Source organism: Streptomyces sp. NPDC047117 (genome assembly GCF_040643545.1).
Lineage (GTDB): Bacteria > Actinomycetota > Actinomycetes > Streptomycetales > Streptomycetaceae > Streptomyces.
In genome coordinates, this window is the sequence record NZ_JBEYUN010000006.1 from 229,093 (window position 1) to 247,090 (window position 17,998).

12 protein-coding genes are annotated in these 17,998 nt (G+C 74.3%); 9 read left to right on the forward strand and 3 right to left on the reverse strand.

What is annotated here, in order from left to right:
- Nucleotides 1-99: 99 nt before the first annotated feature.
- Nucleotides 100-1,806, forward strand: coding sequence for a glycerol-3-phosphate dehydrogenase/oxidase (locus tag ABZ840_RS14005; RefSeq protein WP_361558340.1), 1,707 nt, complete (start codon nucleotides 100-102; stop codon nucleotides 1,804-1,806).
- Between the two features lie 97 nt (nucleotides 1,807-1,903).
- Here the strand turns inward: ABZ840_RS14005 and ABZ840_RS14010 are convergent, their stop codons facing one another.
- Nucleotides 1,904-3,223: a serine hydrolase gene (locus ABZ840_RS14010; RefSeq protein ID WP_361558343.1), complete on the reverse strand. Its 1,320-nt coding sequence runs from the start codon at nucleotides 3,221-3,223 to the stop codon at nucleotides 1,904-1,906.
- A gap of 98 nt (nucleotides 3,224-3,321) precedes the next feature.
- Between ABZ840_RS14010 and ABZ840_RS14015 the strand changes: the two genes are divergently transcribed.
- Nucleotides 3,322-5,289: a serine/threonine-protein kinase gene (locus ABZ840_RS14015; RefSeq protein ID WP_361558346.1), complete on the forward strand. Its 1,968-nt coding sequence runs from the start codon at nucleotides 3,322-3,324 to the stop codon at nucleotides 5,287-5,289.
- A gap of 265 nt (nucleotides 5,290-5,554) precedes the next feature.
- Nucleotides 5,555-8,611: a serine/threonine protein kinase gene (locus ABZ840_RS14020; protein ID WP_361558349.1), complete on the forward strand. Its 3,057-nt coding sequence runs from the start codon at nucleotides 5,555-5,557 to the stop codon at nucleotides 8,609-8,611.
- On the opposite strand, the gene ABZ840_RS14025 is transcribed toward ABZ840_RS14020, so the two are convergent.
- Nucleotides 8,578-10,227 (reverse strand): AMP-binding protein, encoded by a 1,650-nt coding sequence (locus ABZ840_RS14025; protein ID WP_361558352.1) that lies wholly within the window; start codon nucleotides 10,225-10,227, stop codon nucleotides 8,578-8,580. The genes ABZ840_RS14020 and ABZ840_RS14025 overlap by 34 nt on opposite strands.
- 141 nt (nucleotides 10,228-10,368) lie before the next feature.
- On the opposite strand from ABZ840_RS14025, the gene ABZ840_RS14030 reads away from it, so the two are divergent.
- The 4 genes from ABZ840_RS14030 to ABZ840_RS14045 all read left to right on the forward strand — a co-directional run bounded on the left by ABZ840_RS14030 (nucleotide 10,369) and on the right by ABZ840_RS14045 (nucleotide 14,641).
- Complete coding sequence (locus ABZ840_RS14030; protein ID WP_361558355.1) at nucleotides 10,369-11,571, forward strand: amidohydrolase family protein; 1,203 nt, start codon at nucleotides 10,369-10,371, stop codon at nucleotides 11,569-11,571.
- Complete coding sequence (locus ABZ840_RS14035) at nucleotides 11,571-12,767, forward strand: acyl-CoA dehydrogenase family protein (protein ID WP_361558358.1); 1,197 nt, start codon at nucleotides 11,571-11,573, stop codon at nucleotides 12,765-12,767. Before ABZ840_RS14030 ends, ABZ840_RS14035 begins: the two co-directional genes overlap by 1 nt.
- A 2-nt stretch (nucleotides 12,768-12,769) precedes the next feature.
- Nucleotides 12,770-13,744, forward strand: coding sequence for an acyl-CoA dehydrogenase family protein (locus ABZ840_RS14040; RefSeq protein WP_361558361.1), 975 nt, complete (start codon nucleotides 12,770-12,772; stop codon nucleotides 13,742-13,744).
- A 414-nt stretch (nucleotides 13,745-14,158) separates the two neighbouring features.
- The gene (locus tag ABZ840_RS14045) at nucleotides 14,159-14,641 is read left to right on the forward strand and encodes an ATP-binding protein (RefSeq protein WP_361558364.1); all 483 of its coding nucleotides are present in this window, start codon (nucleotides 14,159-14,161) and stop codon (nucleotides 14,639-14,641) included.
- Between the two features lie 227 nt (nucleotides 14,642-14,868).
- Here the strand turns inward: ABZ840_RS14045 and ABZ840_RS14050 are convergent, their stop codons facing one another.
- Nucleotides 14,869-15,804 (reverse strand): cyclase family protein, encoded by a 936-nt coding sequence (locus ABZ840_RS14050; RefSeq protein ID WP_361558367.1) that lies wholly within the window; start codon nucleotides 15,802-15,804, stop codon nucleotides 14,869-14,871.
- A 97-nt stretch (nucleotides 15,805-15,901) separates the two neighbouring features.
- On the opposite strand from ABZ840_RS14050, the gene ABZ840_RS14055 reads away from it, so the two are divergent.
- Complete coding sequence (locus tag ABZ840_RS14055; protein ID WP_361558370.1) at nucleotides 15,902-16,813, forward strand: SDR family oxidoreductase; 912 nt, start codon at nucleotides 15,902-15,904, stop codon at nucleotides 16,811-16,813.
- A gap of 39 nt (nucleotides 16,814-16,852) precedes the next feature.
- Nucleotides 16,853-17,920, forward strand: coding sequence for a Zn-dependent alcohol dehydrogenase (locus ABZ840_RS14060; RefSeq protein WP_361558373.1), 1,068 nt, complete (start codon nucleotides 16,853-16,855; stop codon nucleotides 17,918-17,920).
- The last annotated feature ends 78 nt before the right edge of the window (nucleotides 17,921-17,998 follow it).

The window sequence follows — 17,998 nt, forward strand, 5'->3', positions numbered from 1 at the left end:
CAGTCAGCGCGCGGAGGGTGGCTGGCCCCGCCGCCTCCGGACAGAATCGACTACGGGGTGTGGCAGCGATCACAGCACCGACCGAAGCGGGAGGCAGTGGTGAGGACAGCGACACTGGGACCGGCCGAGCGCGCCGGAGCACTGGCACGGATGGCGGAACGCGAGCTGGACGTGCTGGTCATCGGCGGCGGAGTCGTCGGCGCGGGCACCGCTCTGGACGCGGTGACACGCGGACTGTCCACCGGCCTGGTCGAGGCGCGGGACTGGGCCTCGGGCACGTCATCGCGCTCCAGCAAGCTGATCCACGGAGGGTTGCGCTATCTGGAGATGCTGGACTTCGCGCTGGTACGTGAGGCGCTGAAGGAACGCGGGCTGCTGCTGGAGCGGATCGCGCCGCATCTGGTGAAGCCGGTGCCGTTCCTCTATCCGCTCCAGCACAAGGGCTGGGAGCGCTGGTACGCCGGGACCGGCGTGGCGATGTACGACGCGATGTCGCTCTCCTCCGGGCACGGCCGCGGGCTGCCGGCCCACCGCCATCTCACCCGCTCCGGCGCGCTGCGGGTGGCGCCCTGCCTGAAGAAGGACGCGCTGGTCGGCGCGTTGCAGTACTACGACGCCCAGATGGACGACGCCCGGTACGTCGCCACCATCGTGCGCACCGCGTCCGCCTACGGCGCCGCGGTCGCCAACCGGGCCCGGGTCATCGGCTTCCTCCGCGAGGGCGAGCGGGTGGTCGGCGCGCGGGTACAGGACGTGGAGGCCGGCGGCGAGTACGAGGTGCGCGCCCGGCAGATCGTCAACGCCACGGGCGTGTGGACCGACGACACCCAGGGGCTGATCAACGAGCGCGGCCAGTTCCACGTCCGCGCCTCCAAGGGCATCCACCTGGTCGTGCCGAAGGACCGCATCCACTCCACCACCGGGCTGATCCTGCGCACGGAGAAGAGCGTGCTGTTCGTCATCCCCTGGGGACGGCACTGGATCGTGGGCACCACCGACACCGACTGGGACCTGGACAAGGCGCACCCGGCCGCCTCCAGCGCCGACATCGACTACCTCCTGGAGCATGTGAACGCGGTCCTCGCGACCCCGTTGACCAGGGACGACGTCGAGGGCGTCTACGCGGGCCTGCGGCCGCTGCTGGCGGGCGAGTCGGACGCGACGAGCAAGCTGTCCCGCGAGCACACCGTCGCGCACCCCGTACCGGGCCTGGTCGTGGTCGCGGGCGGCAAGTACACGACGTACCGGGTCATGGCCAAGGACGCGGTGGACGAGGCGGTGCACGGGTTGGACCAGAGGGTCGCGGACTGCGTCACCGAGGACGTCCCGCTGGTCGGCGCGGAGGGGTACAAGGCGCTGTGGAACGCGCGGGCGCACATCGCGGCGCGCACCGGCCTGCACGTCGCCCGCATAGAGCACCTGCTGAACCGCTACGGCTCGCTCGCCGAGGAGGTGCTGGCGCTGATCACCGAGGACCCGTCGCTCGGCGCGCCGCTGGCCGCCGCCGACGACTACCTCCGCGCCGAGGTCGTCTACGCCTGCACCCACGAGGGCGCCCGGCACCTGGACGACGTGCTGACCCGGCGCACCCGGATCTCCATCGAGACCTTCGACCGGGGCACCCGCAGCGCGCGCGAGGTCGCCGAGCTGATGGCGCCGGCGCTGGGCTGGGACCAGGACCAGGTCGACCGGGAGATCGAGCACTACGAGAAGCGCGTCGAGGCCGAGCGCGAGTCCCAGCGGCAGCCGGACGACCTGACGGCGGACGCGGCCCGGCTCGGCGCGCCGGACATCGTGCCGCGCTGAGCGAGCGCCGGGCGCGGCGCCCGGTGGTGGGTGACCACCGCGGGGCGCCGCGCCCGGCGTGCGGACGTCACGCGCGCGGGCGTGAGGTGCGCGGACGTCAGGTGCGCGGGCAGAACTCCGCCGTCAGCAGGTCGTGGATGCGCCGGGGCGTGTCCGGCTGATCCGTGTTCAGCCGGAAGGTCAGCACGTGCTGCCCGCCCGGGGTGGCCGCCGTCTGCGCGTACGAACCGTTGATGTCGCCGTCGTGGCCCCAGACCGTGACGCCGCACGGCAGCCGCGTGCCGTACAGGCCCAGCCCGTACACCCCGTCCGTGTCCGCCTCGTCCCGCATCTGGGCGAGCTGACGGGGCGGCAGCAGCCGGCCGCCGAGCAGCGACGCGAAGAAACGATTCAGGTCGCCGAGTGTCGTGACCAGCTCGCCCGCCGCGCCCGCCCGGCTGGGATCCAGCGCCGTACTGTCCACCCGCTCCGCCCCCACCTGGGAGTAGCCGCGCCCGTACGGCCGCGGCAGGCGCGGGTCGGTCCCGGGGAAGGACGTGCCCGACAGGCCCAGCGGGGCGATGATCCGCTGCTGCGCCTCCGCGGCGTACGTGTGCCCGGTGACCGCCTCGATGATCTGCCCCAGTACGAGGTAGTTGGTGTTGGAGTAGGCGTACCGCGCGCCGGGCGCCTCCGCCGGGGCGTGCGACAGCGCGATCCGGAGCAGCTCGTCCGAGGTGTACGTGTCGTAGCGGTGTGCGCTGAAACCGGCGCCCCGCAGCTCCGCCGACAGCTCCGGGTCGACCGTGTAGTTGTACAGGCCGCTGGTGTGGTCCAGCAGTTCGCGGACGGTGATGCCGCGCGGGTCCGTGGCGCCGGGCGCGAGACCGGGCAGCAGCCGGCCGACGGTGTCGTCCAGGGAGAGCCGGTGCTCGGCGGTCAGCTGGAGCACGACCGTGGCGATGAAGGTCTTGGTCAGGCTGCCGGCGCGGAAGTGGTCGGCGGAGGTGATGCGCCGGTCGGTCCGCACGTCCGACACGCCCGCCGCGGTGAACCGCGAGGCGTGCCGGTGTCCGTCACGGGTCGTCAGCGCGGCGGCCCCCGGCGCCTCGCCCGCGGCCAGCGCGCGGACCGCCCGGGCCGTTGCGGGCTTCGGCGGCCGCGCCGTGTGCCGCGGCTCGGCCGGCGGCCCGGGCGTGTGCCGGGTACGGGGCGGCGTGGCCCGGCCGGGAGCGGATTCCTTCGGGCTGGGGCGCGGCGTACGGGCCACGGGCGGCTGCGCGGCCGCGTCGGGGCCCGGCCGTGCCCCGGCGGGGGACCGCGCGCCGGGCGCATCCGGCGCCGCGGAGTGCGCCGGGGCACGGTGGTGGGCGGCACATCCGGCCACGAGAAGCACGCCGAAGGCAGCCGTCAGCGCTGCCGCGCGGCTAAAATTCACGGATCGCAAGGTCAATCGGGACTCCCGGTCGTCGGGCCCATCATGACGGGTGCCCAGCGCAAACTCCTGCTGGACCCGGGCCTTCCCCACCGCCACGGATGAGGGAGAATGAAGGCTCTGCCAGGGTGGGTTGTCCGAGTTGGGGCAGTTTGGTGTTGAGGTTGCCAACTCGGCTGGATTGCAGAGGGGATTCAGTGGGCGACGAGGACGCCAAGAGCGCCAAGGACGGCGAGCCGGGCCGGCTGCTCGCCGGCCGTTACCGGCTGGCCGATGTCCTCGGCCGGGGCGGCATGGGGACGGTCTGGCGGGCGCGGGACGAGGTCCTCGGTCGCACGGTCGCGGTCAAGGAGCTGCGCTTCCCGGGCGGGGTCGAGGAGGACGAGAAGCGCCGCCTGATCACCCGTACGCTGCGCGAGGCGAAGGCGATCGCCAGGATCCGCAACAACGGCGCGGTCACGGTCTACGACGTGGTCGACGAGGACGACCGCCCCTGGATCGTCATGGAGCTGGTCGAGGGCCGCTCGCTCGCCGAGGTCATCCGCGACGACGGTGCCCTCACCCCGCGCCGCGCCGCCGAGGTCGGACTCGCCGTCCTCGACGTGCTGTGCGCCGCGCACCGCGAGGGCATCCTGCACCGCGACGTGAAGCCGTCCAACGTCCTGATCGCCGAGGACGGCCGGGTCGTGCTCACCGACTTCGGCATCGCCCAGGTCGAGGGAGACCCCTCGGTCACCTCCACCGGCATGCTCGTCGGCGCGCCCTCGTACATCGCGCCGGAGCGCGCCCGTGGCCAGAAGCCCGGCCCGCCGTCCGACCTGTGGTCGCTGGGCGGACTGCTGTACGCCTGCGTCGAGGGCGTGCCCCCGTACGACAAGGGTTCGGCGATCGCCACCCTGACCGCGGTGATGACCGAGCCGGTGGACCCGCCGAAGAACGCCGGCGGGCTCGAAGAGGTCATCTACGGGCTGCTGGTGAAGGACCCGGCGCAGCGGCTGTCGGACGAGGCCGCCCGCGCGCTGCTGACGGACGCCGTCAACGCGCCCGAGGACACCGGCCCCAAGCCGCCCGAGAAGCCCGCCGAGGCGACGCGCATGATGGCGCTGCCGCCGAAGCCCGCGGCGCCGCCGAGACCCGCCGCCGCGTCCGCGGGCGCGGCCGCCGAGCCGGCCAGGGAGCGGATGCGCGGCGCCCTGAAGTCGGTGCGCAACGCCGCGACGGCCGCCGCCGCGACCCGTTCCGAGCCGGCGTCCGGTGGGGCGCCTGCGTCCGGCCGCGCGCCGGCGGGTGTCGGCCGGGCCTCGCTGACCGATGTCGTACCGAAGCGCACGCTCGTCATCGTCGCGGTGGTCGCCGTCCTCGCGGTGCTCGGCACGGTGCTCGCCTTCGCGCTGAGCGGCGGGGACGGCACGGGCAACAAGGGCGCGTCCGAGGGCAAGAAGAGCACCGACGCGGCCCCCGCGTCCTCCGACGAGCCGAAGAACGACGGCAAGGCGAGCCCGGAGACCGGCAGCGCCTCGCCGGACGGGTCGGCGAGCAGCAAGCCGACGGGCGACGAGGACGAGCCGGACGAGGACGAGCCCGACGAGAACGAGAGCGACGGCAAGGACGTCCCGGCGGGCTTCGAGAACGTCTCCAACGGCCGGTTCCACTTCTCGATGGCGATGCCGAAGGGGTGGAAGCAGACCGCCACGGCGGGCCAGGGCTCGGGAGCCATATACAGCGCGTCCGGCGGGTTCCCGCGCATTCAGGTCGATTACAACCCCAAGCCGACGGACGACGCGGCGGCGGCCTGGCGGAGCCTGGAGCCCGCGGTGCGCGGCAGCAGCTCCGGCTACCACCTCATCGGCATCAAGAAGGTTGACTGGCGGGACTACCCGACCGTCGCCGACTGGTCGTTCACCCGTGAGCAGCACGGTCAGAAGGTGCGCGTGCTGAACCGCGGCTTCAAGGCCGACGGCGACCACGGCTACGCCATCATGCTCTCCTGCAAGGCGGGCACCTGGTCGGACAAGCAGTGCCGGCAGCTCCGGGAGACCGCCTTCCGCACCTTCGAGGTGAAGGACTGATCCCTCCTGTGAGGGACTGACCCTTCCGTTTCGCATGTGACGCCGGTCCGCACCCGCCCCCATGGCAGAAAGCTGCCGGGGCGGGTGAGGACTGTTGCGCCGAGCGGTCCCCAGGCGCACCCGGGACACGTATCGTGGCACCGCATAGACCGTAGGCAGCCGTAAATCGGCAGTATTGCGACCGGAACTGACCACGGACCGCTCCGCCGGGGGGTAAGAACGGTCCGTCAGGCGGCCGCGGGATCGCGCGCACTGGGGAGGCGTCGTGGACGAGTACGCGGGGCGAGTGCTCGCCGAGCGCTACCGCCTTCCGGTGCCGCCGCCGGACGCGCCCGAACCGTCCCTGGTCCGCGCGCTGGACACGCACAGCGGGCAGGAGGTGCTGGTCCGTCAGGTCCCGCTCCCCGAGGTCGTGGACGCGGAGCTGGTCGACGAGTACGACGCGGACGGCGGGTACGGCCGGGCGTACGGCGACGGGGGCGGCAGCCGGGGGCGGCGTACCGGGCCGGGCGCGGGCGCCAGGTACGGCGCGGGCTCGCGGGCCGACCGCGATCCGTCCGACCCCGTGGTGCGGCGCGCCCTGGAGGCAGCGACGGCCGCCGCGCGCCTCCCCGACCACCCCCGGCTCGACCAGGTCTTCGACGTCTTCGCGCAGGACGGCAGCCTGTGGATCGTCAGCGAACGGATCCCCGCGCGGCCGCTGTCCACGCTGCTCGCCGAGCGCACGCTGTCCCCGCACCGCGCGGCGGAGATCGCCGCCGACGTCCTCACCGCCCTGCGCGCCCTGCACGCGGACGGCTGGACGCACCGCAACATCACCCCGCGCACGGTCCTGGTCTGCGACGACGGCCGCGTCGTCCTCACCGGCCTGGCCGCCGGCGCCGCGGAAGAAGCCCTGTGCGGCTACGACCCGGTGCCGCGCGAGTCGCCCCCGGGCCGGTCGGCCCCGCAGGAGTGGGCCCCGCCCCCGGGCGCCGTCCACCCGGGGGTCGTACGGGAGTGGCGCGCGGGGGGCGGCGGAGGCGCGGGTGCGGGCTCGGGTGCTTCCGGGGGCGCCGGAGCGTCCGAAGGCGCGGGCGTGAGCGCCGGTGCTTCCGGGGGCGCGGGCGCTTCCGGGGTGCCGGGGCCGCGGGTGTCGGCGGCGGAAGGGGCGGGACGCGGTGGGGTGACGCGGTCCGTGCCGGAGGCGGGGCAGCAGCCGGGGCGTGAGCCGGGCCGTGGGGCCGAGGACGACCCGCGGCGGGCGCGGGCCGGGGCGATCGCCGCCTACCGGGCCGGGGCCAGGGCCGCGGCCGCACGTACCGCGCACGACGCGCACGCGGCGTACCGGCCCGACCGGGGCGGCGCCGCGCCCGAAGGAGGCCGCCCGCACGACCAGGATCCGGAACAGGGCGGGAGCCGAAAGGACGCGCAGGGAAACCGTTCCGCCGCCCCGCAGGGTGCGCCCACCGCTCCGCCGGGAGCCGCGGCAGCCCCGCCGGGTGCGCTTCCGCCGGGTCCCCCCGGTGTACCGCAGCGCCGGCCGGGCCCGCCGGGACAGCCTGCCGCGCCGCAGGGCCGTCCCGCGGGGGCTCCGCCCGTGCCCCCGCAGTTGCCGCCCGGACCGCCGGGAGTGCCGCAACCGGGGCAGCCGGGCGGTGGTCAGCGGGGCGGCGACCAGCGGCAGGGGAACGGGACGCCGCCCGCCGCGCGGCAGCCGGCCCCGCCCGGCAGCGCCACGTACGGCGGCGGCCTGCCGGGCCCGATGGGCCGATCCCAGGGCGGTACGCACGCACCGTCTCCGGGGGCGGCCACGCCGGGCAGGGGCCCTGCGGGCCCGCGTCCGCCGCGCCCGGGTGGGTACTCCGGCGCGAACACCGGTGGGTACGCCGGTGCCGGCTCCGGGAGCGGGCTGGCGGCCGAGCGGGCGCGGCAGGCGCGGATCACCATGGTCGGCGCGGTCACCGAACGCTGGGCGCCCGAACAGGCGGGCCCCGTGCACGCCAACTGGCAGCTCGCGCCGCCCGTCGGGCCGGCCACCGACCTCTGGGCGCTCGGCGCCCTGCTCTTCCGCAGCGTGCAGGGCCACGCCCCGTACCCGGAGGACAGCGCCGCCGAACTGGTCCAGCTGGTGTGCTCACGCGCGCCCGCGCATGCCGAGGAGTGCGGCGCGCTGCGCCCGGTCGTGGAGTCGCTGCTGCGCCAGGACCCGGCCGACCGGCCGGACTTCGAGGAGCTGCGCGGCTGGCTCAGCTCACTGGTCCGTACGGCCCCGGAGCCGGACGCCGGCCACGCCGTGGTGACCGTGCCGGCGCTCGGGCCGAGCGGCGATCCGCGCCGGCTGCCGATCGTCCGGCGCCGCGGCGAGCTCGTACGCCGTGGCCGGCACAAGAAGCCGCGTCCGGGCCGGGAGCGCCCGCACAAGCCCACGGCCCGCGCGGCCCGGCCCGCGCCGCCGCCTCCCGTGCGCTCCGCCCCCGCGTCCCCGCCGCCCCCGCCGCACCACTACGAGGGCTTCCGCGAGCACGACGGCGTTCGTGAGCACGACGGCTTCCGTGACCACGAAGGCTTCCGTGACCACGACAGCTCTCGCGCGCCCGACCGCGGGCGGCAGCGGGAGCCGCAGCCGGGCCGGGACCGGGCGCCCCGCGGCGGCCCCCGGCGGCTGGGCATGCTGCTGCTCGGCCTCGTCCTGCTGCTGGTCGTCGGGGCGGTGCTGATCGCCGTGCTGTTCCTGCCCGGTTCCGGCTCGGACGCGGGCGCCTCGGGGGGCGCGCGGAGCGCCGGCCCCAGTGGCGCAGCGACCGGCGCGCCCGCGCCCGACCCGGCGCGGTCGCAGCCGGAGGGCACGGACTCCGGGAGCAGCCACTCGCAGACCACGGCCCCGGCGGGCCTCGCCGACGGCTTCGAGATGCGCGACGACCCCGAGGGCTTCCGGGTCGCCGTGCACAAGGGCTGGCAGCGGCAGGCCAAGAACGGCAAGGGCCAGGTGCGGTACACCAAGGGCGACTTCGAGCTGATCGTGGTGCCCGGCCGGGACACCGCGAAGCGGTTCGGCTCCGACCCGATGGCGTACCAGCAGGACAAGGAGGCGGAGCTGGCGCCGTTCCGGGACGCGAGCTGGACCTCGACCTCGGGGCTGCGGCGTACCGACGTCGGCCGCACGGCCATGGCCGAGGGCACGTTCACCTGGGGCGAGGACAGCAACGCCGCGACGTACGCGCGCAATCTGGCGCTGCTGGACGGCGGCCGCTACCACCTCGTGCTGGTCATCGGCCCGGACCGCGACCGGGCCGAGGTGGACCGCTTCTACGAGCAGGCGTCCACGTCCTTCCGTCCCTGAGAGTCCTGCGCCTCGGGCTGCCCCTGAGGCGCGGAGCCTCCGCAGCCCGAGGGCGCCCCAGCCCCTGGCACCGCGCCCGGCACCGCGCCCCCGCCCGGTGCCCCGCCCGCGCCCGGCGTGAAGCGGGCGCGCAGCTCGCCCTTGAGCACCTTGCGCAACGTCGCGCCCCGGGGGAGCGCGTCCACCACCTCGACCCGTTCGGGCACCTTGTGCGGGGCGAGTCCGCGCCCCCGTAGCCACGCGCCCAGCGTCTCCGATGTCATCGCCCCGGCGTCGTCCCGCTGTTCGACGACCGCGCACACCAGCTCTCCGCGCTCGGCGTCCGGCAGTCCGATGACGGCCGCGTCCCGCACGGCCGGATGGCGCTGGAGCAGGTCCTCGATCTCGCGTGCCGAGACGTTCTCGCCCTTGCGGATGATGATGTCCTTCAGCCGCCCGGTGACGACCAGGTGCCCTTCGGGGGTGAGGTGCCCGAGGTCCCCGGTGGGCAGGAACCCGTCGGCGTCGAAGGGGTCGGGTTCGCCGAGGTACCCCTGGCACACGGCAGGGCCCCGCAGCCGGATCTCCCCGTCGGGCCCGACGCGGATCTCCATGCCGGCCGGCGGGCGGCCGTCGGTCGTGGCGAGGTGCGCGTCGCTGTCCAGCGGGTCGCCCATCGTCACCATCGGGGCCTCGGTCAGCGCGTACCCGTGGGTGAGGGCGCATCCCAGCTCGCGGACGACGTCGTCGTACAGCCCGGGTGGTTTGGGCGCGCCGCCGCCCGCCAACAGGCGCAGCGCGGGGAGCAGCGGCCCGGCCGCGGACCGCTGCCGCTGCGCGTCGAGGAAGAGCTGGTAGAACGCGGTGGAGCCGCCGGCGACGGTGACGCCGTGCCGGCGGTACGCGGCGAGCGCTTCGGGGAGCGCGAAGTGTTCGAAGAGGACGGCCGGGATGCCGTACCGGAGCAGCATCACGGTGTAGTCGGGGCCCGCGACATGCGCGTACGGGAACGCCATCGAGCCGACGTCGCGGGCGGTGAGGCGCAGCGCGCGCCCGAGGTCGGTGCCGGCCGTGAGCAGCGCGCGGTCGCAGTGGAGTACGCCCTTCGGGCCCGCTGTGGTGCCGGAGGTCCAGTAGATCCAGCGGGTCTCGCCGGGGTCGGCGGGCGGTGGCGGCAGCCGGCCGGGGTCGCCGTCGGGCAGCGCCGCGTACACGTCGAGGACGGTGAGCGGGCCGGGCAGCCGCTCGGCGGCGCGCCGGGCCACGGCGGTGTGGTCGACGCCGCGCCGGGTGCCCGGCGAGAGGAAGAACTCCGCGCCGGTGCGGCGCAGTACGTGGGCGACCTCGCGGTCCCGGTAGAGCGGCACGACCGGGCTCTGCACCGCGCCGATCCGGGCCAGCGCGAGGGTGACCAGGACCGTCTCGATGCGGGTCGGGAGCTGCCAGACGACTCGGCTGCCAGGGCGTACGCCCCGCGCGTACAGCCCGGCCGCGACCCTTTCCGCGCGGGCGTGCAGCGCGCCGAAGGTGAGGCGTACGTCGTCCTCGGGGGCACCGGCCGCCTGGATGAGCGCGGTGGCTTCCGGGCTCCGTCGGGCGCGGTAGGCGACCAGGTCCCACAGTGTCTCGCCGGCCATACGCCCTCCCGCACGGTAACTGACGACCCATCAGATCCACCCGGGAGCGTAGGGGCCTGTGCCTTGTCGGTCCAGGGGGTCGGGGCTAGCCTGCATCCGACAGTCATCTGACGGTCCATCAGAAAAGGACAGGGGACTGCGATGGAGCTACCGCGCATCATCAGCGTCGACGACCACGTCATCGAACCCGCGCACCTCTTCGGGACCTGGCTGCCGAAGAAGTACCGGGACCGCGGGCCCAGGCCGCTGACCGCGGGCATCGGCGAGCTGGAGTACGTGGGCGGCAAGTACGTCATCACCATGGACCCCGAGGGGCCGCCCACCGACTGGTGGATCTACGAGGACCTGAAGTTCCCGTACAAGCGCAACATCGCCGCCGTCGGCTTCGACCGCGACGACATGACCCTGGAGGGCATCACCCGCGCCGAGATGCGCCCCGGCTGCTGGGACCCGGCCGAGCGGCTGAAGGACATGGACCTCAACCACGTCGAGGCGTCCCTCTGCTTCCCGACCTTCCCCCGCTTCTGCGGTCAGACCTTCGCGGAGGCGCACGACAAGGAGGTCGCGCTGGCCTGCGTGCGGGCGTACAACGACTGGATGGTCGAGGAGTGGTGCGGCGACAGCGGTGGCCGGCTGATCCCGCTGTGCATCATCCCGCTCTGGGACATCGACCTGGCCGTCGCCGAGATCCGCCGCAACGCCGCGCGCGGGGTACGGGCCGTGACCTTCAGCGAGATCCCCACCCACCTCGGCCTGCCGTCCATCCACAGCGGCTACTGGGACCCCTTCTTCGCCGTCTGCGAGGAGACCGGCACGGTCGTCAACATGCACATCGGGTCCAGCTCCCAGATGCCCGCCGCCTCGCCCGACGCGCCGCCCGCCGTCCAGGCCTCGCTGTCCTTCAACAACGCGATGGCCTCGATGATGGACTTCCTCTTCAGTGGCGTCCTGGTGAGGTTCCCCCGGCTGAAGCTCGCCTACAGCGAGGGCCAGATGGGCTGGATCCCGTACGCGCTGGAACGGGCCGACGACGTGTGGGAGGAGCACCGGGCCTGGGGCGGAGTGCGCGACCTGATCCCCGAACCGCCCTCCACCTACTACTACCGGCAGATCTTCTGCTGCTTCTTCCGCGACAAGCACGGCGTCGCCTCGCTGGACGCGGTCGGCCGGGACAACGCGACGTTCGAGACGGACTACCCGCACGTGGACTCGACCTTCCCGCACACGAAGGAGGTCGCGCTCGACCACGTGAAGGGGCTGGACGACGAGACCACGTACAAGCTGATGCGGGGGAACGCCATCCGGATGCTGGACCTGGACCTGGACCTCGACCGGGCCCGCTGATGGACCTCACGTACACGGCCGAGGAGGAGGACTTCCGGGCCCGGCTGCGGGAGTGGCTGTCCGAGGTGCTGCCGAAGCTGCCCCCGAAGCCCGCGGCGACCGACTGGCCCGGCCGCCGCGCCTACGACACGGCCTGGCAGCGGATGCTGTACGACGCCGGGTACGCGGGGCTGCACTGGCCCGCCGACGCCGGCGGGCGGGGCGCGACGCCCACCCAGCACCTGATCTTCCTGGAGGAGACCGAACGCGCGGGCGCGCCGTACGTGGGGGCGAACTTCGTCGGTCTGCTGCATGCCGGGCCCACCCTCGCCGCCGAGGGCACGGCGGAGCAGCGCGCCCGCTGGCTGCCGCCGATCCTGCGCGGCGAGGAGATCTGGTGCCAGGGCTTCAGCGAGCCGGAGGCCGGGTCCGACCTGGCCGCGCTGCGCACGAAGGCGGTGCGGGACGGCGACTCCTACGTGGTCAGCGGCAGCAAGATCTGGACCTCGCACGCCGAGGTCGCCGACTGGTGCGAGTTGCTGGTCCGCACCGACCCCGAAGCGCCCCGGCACCGCGGCATCAGCTGGCTCGCGATGCCCATGGACGCGCCCGGCATCACCGTGCGCCCGCTGCGCACGCTCGCCGGGTCGGCGGAGTTCGCGGAGGTCTTCCTCGACGAGGTGCGGGTGCCGGTCGCCAACCGGGTGGGGGCCGAGAACGACGGCTGGCGGGTGACGATGGTGACCCTCTCCTTCGAGCGCGGCACCGCCTTCGTGGGCGAGGTGGTGGCCTGCCGTCGGGTGCTGGCCGCGCTGGCCCGTAAGGCGCGCGAGAACGGCCGCTGGGACGACGCGGTGCTGCGGCGCAGGCTGGGGCGGCTGGCGGCGGAGTTCGCCGCGCTGTGGCGGCTCACGCAGTGGAACGTCAGCGAGGCCGTGCGGGCCACCGGCGGCGGCCGGGCGAAACCGGGGGGCCGGGGCGGCGGCGGAGGTGTGCCCGGCACCGGCGGCTCCGTCTTCAAGCTGCGGTTCTCGCACGCGCGCCAGGAGCTGTACGACGCGGCCGCCGAGGTGCTGGGCGCCGGGGCGCTCGACGCGGACCAGGAGTGGGTCGCCGACCGGCTCTCGTCCCTCTCGTACACGATCGCGGCCGGCACCTCGCAGATCCAGCGGAACATCGTCGCCGAGCGCATCCTCGGCCTCCCGAAGGGACGCTGACCGTGGACTTCCACCTCTCCGACGATCAACGGGCGCTGCGCGCGGGCGTGCGGGAGCTGCTGGCCGGGCGGTTCCCCCCGGAGCGGCTGCGGGCGGCGGTCGACGCGTACGAGGCGGGCGGCGCCGGGCCCGTGCTGGACCGCGGCCTGTGGCGCGAGCTGGCCGGCGCGGGCTTCTTCTCGCTGCTGCTGCCCGAGGCGGCGGGCGGCGCCGGGCTCGGGCCGCAGGAAGCGGTACTGGTCATGGAGGAGGCCGGGCGGGCGCTGCTGCCGGGACCGCTGGTGGCGGGGGTGCTGCTGGCGGGCGCCGTGGACGGGGCAGCGGCCGGCGAGCGGATCGCGGGGCTGTGCGACGCGACGGCGGCGCCGGTGCTGTGGGAGTATCCGGCCGACTGCGACGAGGTGATCGTGGTGGGCGCCGACGCCGCCCACCGGTACGCGGCCGGGGAGCTGCGGACCGCGGCGGTGCGCTCGGTCGACCCGCTCACGCCCCTCGCCCGGGTCCTCGGCCGCCCGCCCGGTGTGCCGTACGCGGTGGACGTCCCCCGGCTCCGCCGCGACGCCGCGCTGCTGACCGCCGCGCAGCAGCTGGGCGGCGCCGTACGCGCACTGGAGGCGGCGGTGGCGTACGCGGGGCAGCGGGAGCAGTTCGGGGCGCCGATCGGCTCCTTCCAGGCGGTCAAGCACCTGTGCGCGGAGATGCTGGTACGGGTGGAGATCGCCCGGAGTGCCGTCTATGCGGCATCCGTCACCGGGGGCCCGGCCGAGGTGGCGGGCGCGAAGCTGCTCGCCGACGAGGCCGCCACGGGCAATGCCCGGGACTGTCTCCAGGTGCACGGCGGGACGGGATTCACCTGGGAGGCGGACGTACATCTCGCACTGAAGCGCGCATGGCTCCGCGCGGAGGCGTGGCAGACGGCGGCGGACGGGGCGGAGCTGCTGGCCGGGGCGCTGGCCGACGGGCATATCGCTCTGTGACCGATGTTGGGAGGAATGTCGGACTCCGCACGCATGAGCGGTCACACAGCGTCGATATCGGGTTGTGTCCTTCGCGTGACTCGTTACGCGGGGGAGTCGGCATGACGCTCGGGTACGCTCGCTCGGGTGCGAGTGGTTCTGAGGCGCAACCGGCCCGGCGTTGCCTGTGAGGCACCTTCGGGGCGCGGGATGCGTGCCGCTGGCACCGGGCGGGGGCCCGCGAAACCCCCGCGTTCGACTCCCCGCACTGCGCGTCGCACAGTATGCAGCACGCATACTCCCTTCCGCTGGAATATGCCTGAAGCGCTTGTTGGGGTGACTGAACGTCAACCATGCTGTGCTTCGCCGGGGTCACGCACCGTGATCCCGTGGAGGCGCGAGGCGATGTTTCCGCCGGTTCGGATGGTGTGAGCGGTGCAGGTGCTTCAGGTGCAGTTGGAAGTGCGGCCCGACCCCGCTGAGGTGGGTCGGGCCCGCAGGTGGGCCCGGTCGAGGCTGGCCGGGTCCGGCATAGGGGCCGACGAGCCGCTTGCGGAGACGCTGATCCTGCTGGTCTCCGAGCTCGTCACCAACGCCGTGGTGCATGCCGGCTCGCCCGCCGAGCTGCGGCTGTGCTTCTCCGGGACAGGACCCGTCGTCGGAACCGTACGGCTGGAAGTGGTGGACGGCAGCGCCCGCCCGCCGCGGCAGCGCCGCGCGGACGGCGACGACACCAACGGCCGGGGGCTGGAGCTGGTCGACGGCCTGGCCGACCGCTGGGGCTGGCAGCCCGAGGGGGTCGGCAAGCGCATCTGGTGCGAGGTGGACCGCGGCCGTTCGCTGCTGAGGGGGACCGGCGCGGAGCCCGCTGCGATGGGAGCGTTCGAGCAGCAGTGCGCCGTCACAAACCGGGTGTAACGGAAAAAGTCCAGACCAGGTGTTGACGTGTCGTGGCAGCTTGATCACGCTTGGGGTCAGCGATTCGCCGTGAGGGGACGCCGAGGGTACGGGGGAGGCGCCCCCTTGGCGAGTGCGGGTCGCGCCCGGAGCCGGGTGGCGGTCCGCGGTGCCGCGCTCGGGGTGCGCATGAGCGCACCGCCACCTCGGCCGGGCGCCCCGCGGGGAGCCCCGCGGCCCGGCGCCCGCTACAGCACCGCAACGGGTGCGACCGGCGCCCCCGCGCCCCCGGTGAACGGCTCGGCCACCGCCGAGAGCAGGAACGTGTGCCGCCCCTCGGTCGCGCAGGCCGCCGACAGTTCCTCCAGGTTCCAGTTCTGGCCCTGCAGCATCCCCATCTCGACCAGGTGCAGCGCGTGCACGGGCATCCACAGGTTCTCGATCTCCGGCGGGAAGATCTCGAAGGTGAGGGTGTCCGTGGCGACCGCGGCGACGTCGCGGGCGTGGAACCACTCCGGGGTGCGGACCGACAGCCCCGGTGAGGGGAACGCGTACCCCTGCTTGTCGCCCGCCAGGTAGCGCCGTATCTGCCCGGTGCGTACGAGCACCACGTCGCCCGCGCGTACGGTCGTGCCGGCCAGTTCCTCCGCTGCTGCCAGGTCCTCCGGGGTGACGGCGTGCGCGCCGTCCAGCGGGCGGTCGCCGCCACCGTCCCGTACGCGCGCCACGTCCAGCAGCACCCCGCGGGACACGACCGGTGGCACCTTCTCGATGCCGAGCGCGGTGGCGCCCGCGTGGGCGGTGACGGCGGTGGCCGGGCGGCCGTTGTAGAGCCGCCCCGAGTGCGAGACATGGGTGAGGCCGTCCCAGTGGGTGGCCGCCTGCAGGCCCATGGTCACCACGTCGTCGCTGGTCGCGACCGTGTCGGGGCCGAACATCTCGTGGTTGACCGCGACCATCGTGTGCAGCGGGTTGACCCGCCCCGGGATGGCGCCGGTCTGCACGCCGTCCTGCTGGAGCGGCAGTGCGAGCGGGATGCGCAAGCCGCTGACGACGCTCGCGGCGGCGGCGCGCACCACGTCGGCGGTGATCAGGTTCAGGGTGCCCTGCTCGTCGTCCGGGCCCCATCGCCCCCAGTTGTTCACCCGTCCGGCGATGTCGTGGAACTCCTGGGGCAGGGGCATGGGCCCTCCTCGGGTGATTCGACCGTGGGGCTTGTCTTCGTACCGCGTCTGCTCAAAAATCTAACGGTCCGTCAGAAACTGCGGGAAGGGGCGCGGCATGGGGAACTTCTTGACCGGCAAGGTGGTGGCCGTCACCGGTGCCGGCCGCGGCATCGGGCGGGCGGTGGCCCTGGCGGCCGCCGCCGAGGGCGCCAAGGTGATCGTCAACGACTACGGCGTCTCGATGGACGGCAGCGAACCCAGCAGCGACGTCGCCACCGGGGTGGTGAAGGAGATCGAGGCGGCCGGCGGCGAGGCCGTCGCGGTCGTTGACGACGTGGCCACGATGGACGGCGGGCAGCGCATCGTCGACACGGCCCTCGCCCGGTACGGACGCATCGACGGCGTGGTGTGCGTGGCCGGCATCCTGCGCGAACGGATGCTCTTCAACATGTCCGAGGCGGAGTGGGACCCGGTGCTCGCCACCCACCTCAAGGGGACGTTCACCGTCTTCCGGGCCGCCGCCGCGGTGATGCGCCGCCAGAAGGCCGGCACCCTCATCGGCTTCACCAGCGGGAACCACCAGGGCAGCGTCTCCCAGGCCAACTACTCAGCGGCCAAGGGCGGGATCATCTCCCTCGTGCGCAGCGCGGCGCTGGGTCTGCACAAGTACGGCGTGAGCGCGAACGCGGTGGCGCCCGTCGCGCGCACCCGGATGTCCGCCGGCGTCCCCATGGAGCTCACGGAGATCGGCGAACCCGAGGACGTCGCGGCCCTGGTCGTCTACCTGTTGAGCGACCGCGCCAAGGAGGAGCGGATCACCGGGCAGGTGTACACGGTCGCCGGGCCGAAGATCGCGGTCTGGGCCCAGCCCCGGGAGCTGCGCGCCGGGTACGCCGACGCTCCCTGGACCCCGGAGAAGATCGCCGACTTCCTCCCGGGGACGGTCGGGACCGACCCCATGCCGATGCTGGCACGCCTGGAGGAGATGGCAGCGGCGGCATCGGCCGGGGACCGGCCCAATGCCTAGCGGGGGCCGGGCGGTCCCGGTGGGGGAGAGGCGGCTCTCGTGCGCGGTGTGATCTTCGACGGGAAGGCGCCGCAGGTCGTCACGGACCTGGAGGTGCGCGATCCGGGCCCGGGTGAGGTGCTGGTCGGCATCCGTGCGGCGGGGCTGTGCCACAGCGACGTGTCGGTGGTCGACGGGACGATCCCCTTCCCGGTGCCGGTCGTGCTGGGCCACGAGGGCGCCGGGGTCGTCGAGGCCGTGGGGGACGGGGTGTCGCATGTGGCGCCGGGTGACCATGTCGCGCTGTCCACGCTCGCCAACTGCGGGACGTGCGCGGAGTGCGACCGGGGCCGGCCGACGATGTGCCGGCAGGCGATCGGCAGACCCGGCAGGCCGTTCCGCCGCGGTGACGCCCGGCTCTTCAACTTCGCCTCGAACTCCGCCTTCGCCGAACGCACGGTCGTCAGCGCCGTCCAGGCGGTGAAGATCCCCGATGACCTCCCGATGGCCTCCGCCGCGCTCCTGGGGTGCGGCGTACTGACCGGGGTCGGGGCCGTGCTCAACCGCGCCCGGGTGGACCACGGCGAGTCGGTGGTGGTCCTCGGGGCGGGCGGCATCGGCCTGAACGTCCTGCAGGGTGCCCGCATCGCGGGCGCGACGACCATCGTGGCGGTCGACGCGAACCCGGCGAAGGAGGCGGCGGCCCGGCAGTTCGGCGCGACGCATTTCGTGGACGCCTCGGCCGAGCCGGACACCGTCGCGGCGGTACGCGCCGTCCTGCCGGCGGGGGCCGACCACACCTTCGAGTGCGTGGGCAGCACGCGGCTGATCCGGCAGGCGGTCGACCTGCTCGACCGGCACGGCCAGGCGGTCCTGCTGGGCGTCCCGCCGGCCGACGCGGAGGCCTCGTTCCTGGTGTCCTCGATGTACCTGGACAAGTCGATCCTGGGCTGCCGGTACGGCTCCTCCCGGCCGCAGCGGGACATCGCGCGCTACGCCGCGCTGTACCGGGCGGGGCGGCTGCTGCTGGACGAGCTGGTGACCCGGACGTACCCCGTGGAGGACTTCGCCGAGGCGGTGGCGGACGCGGAGGCGGGGCGGGTGGCGCGCGGGGTGCTGCTGTTCTGACCTGGTGATGGCCCGATCCTGAGGGATCGTGGCCATCAGGCCACTCGCCGGGCGCCGGCCGCTGCCGGAAGCTGATCG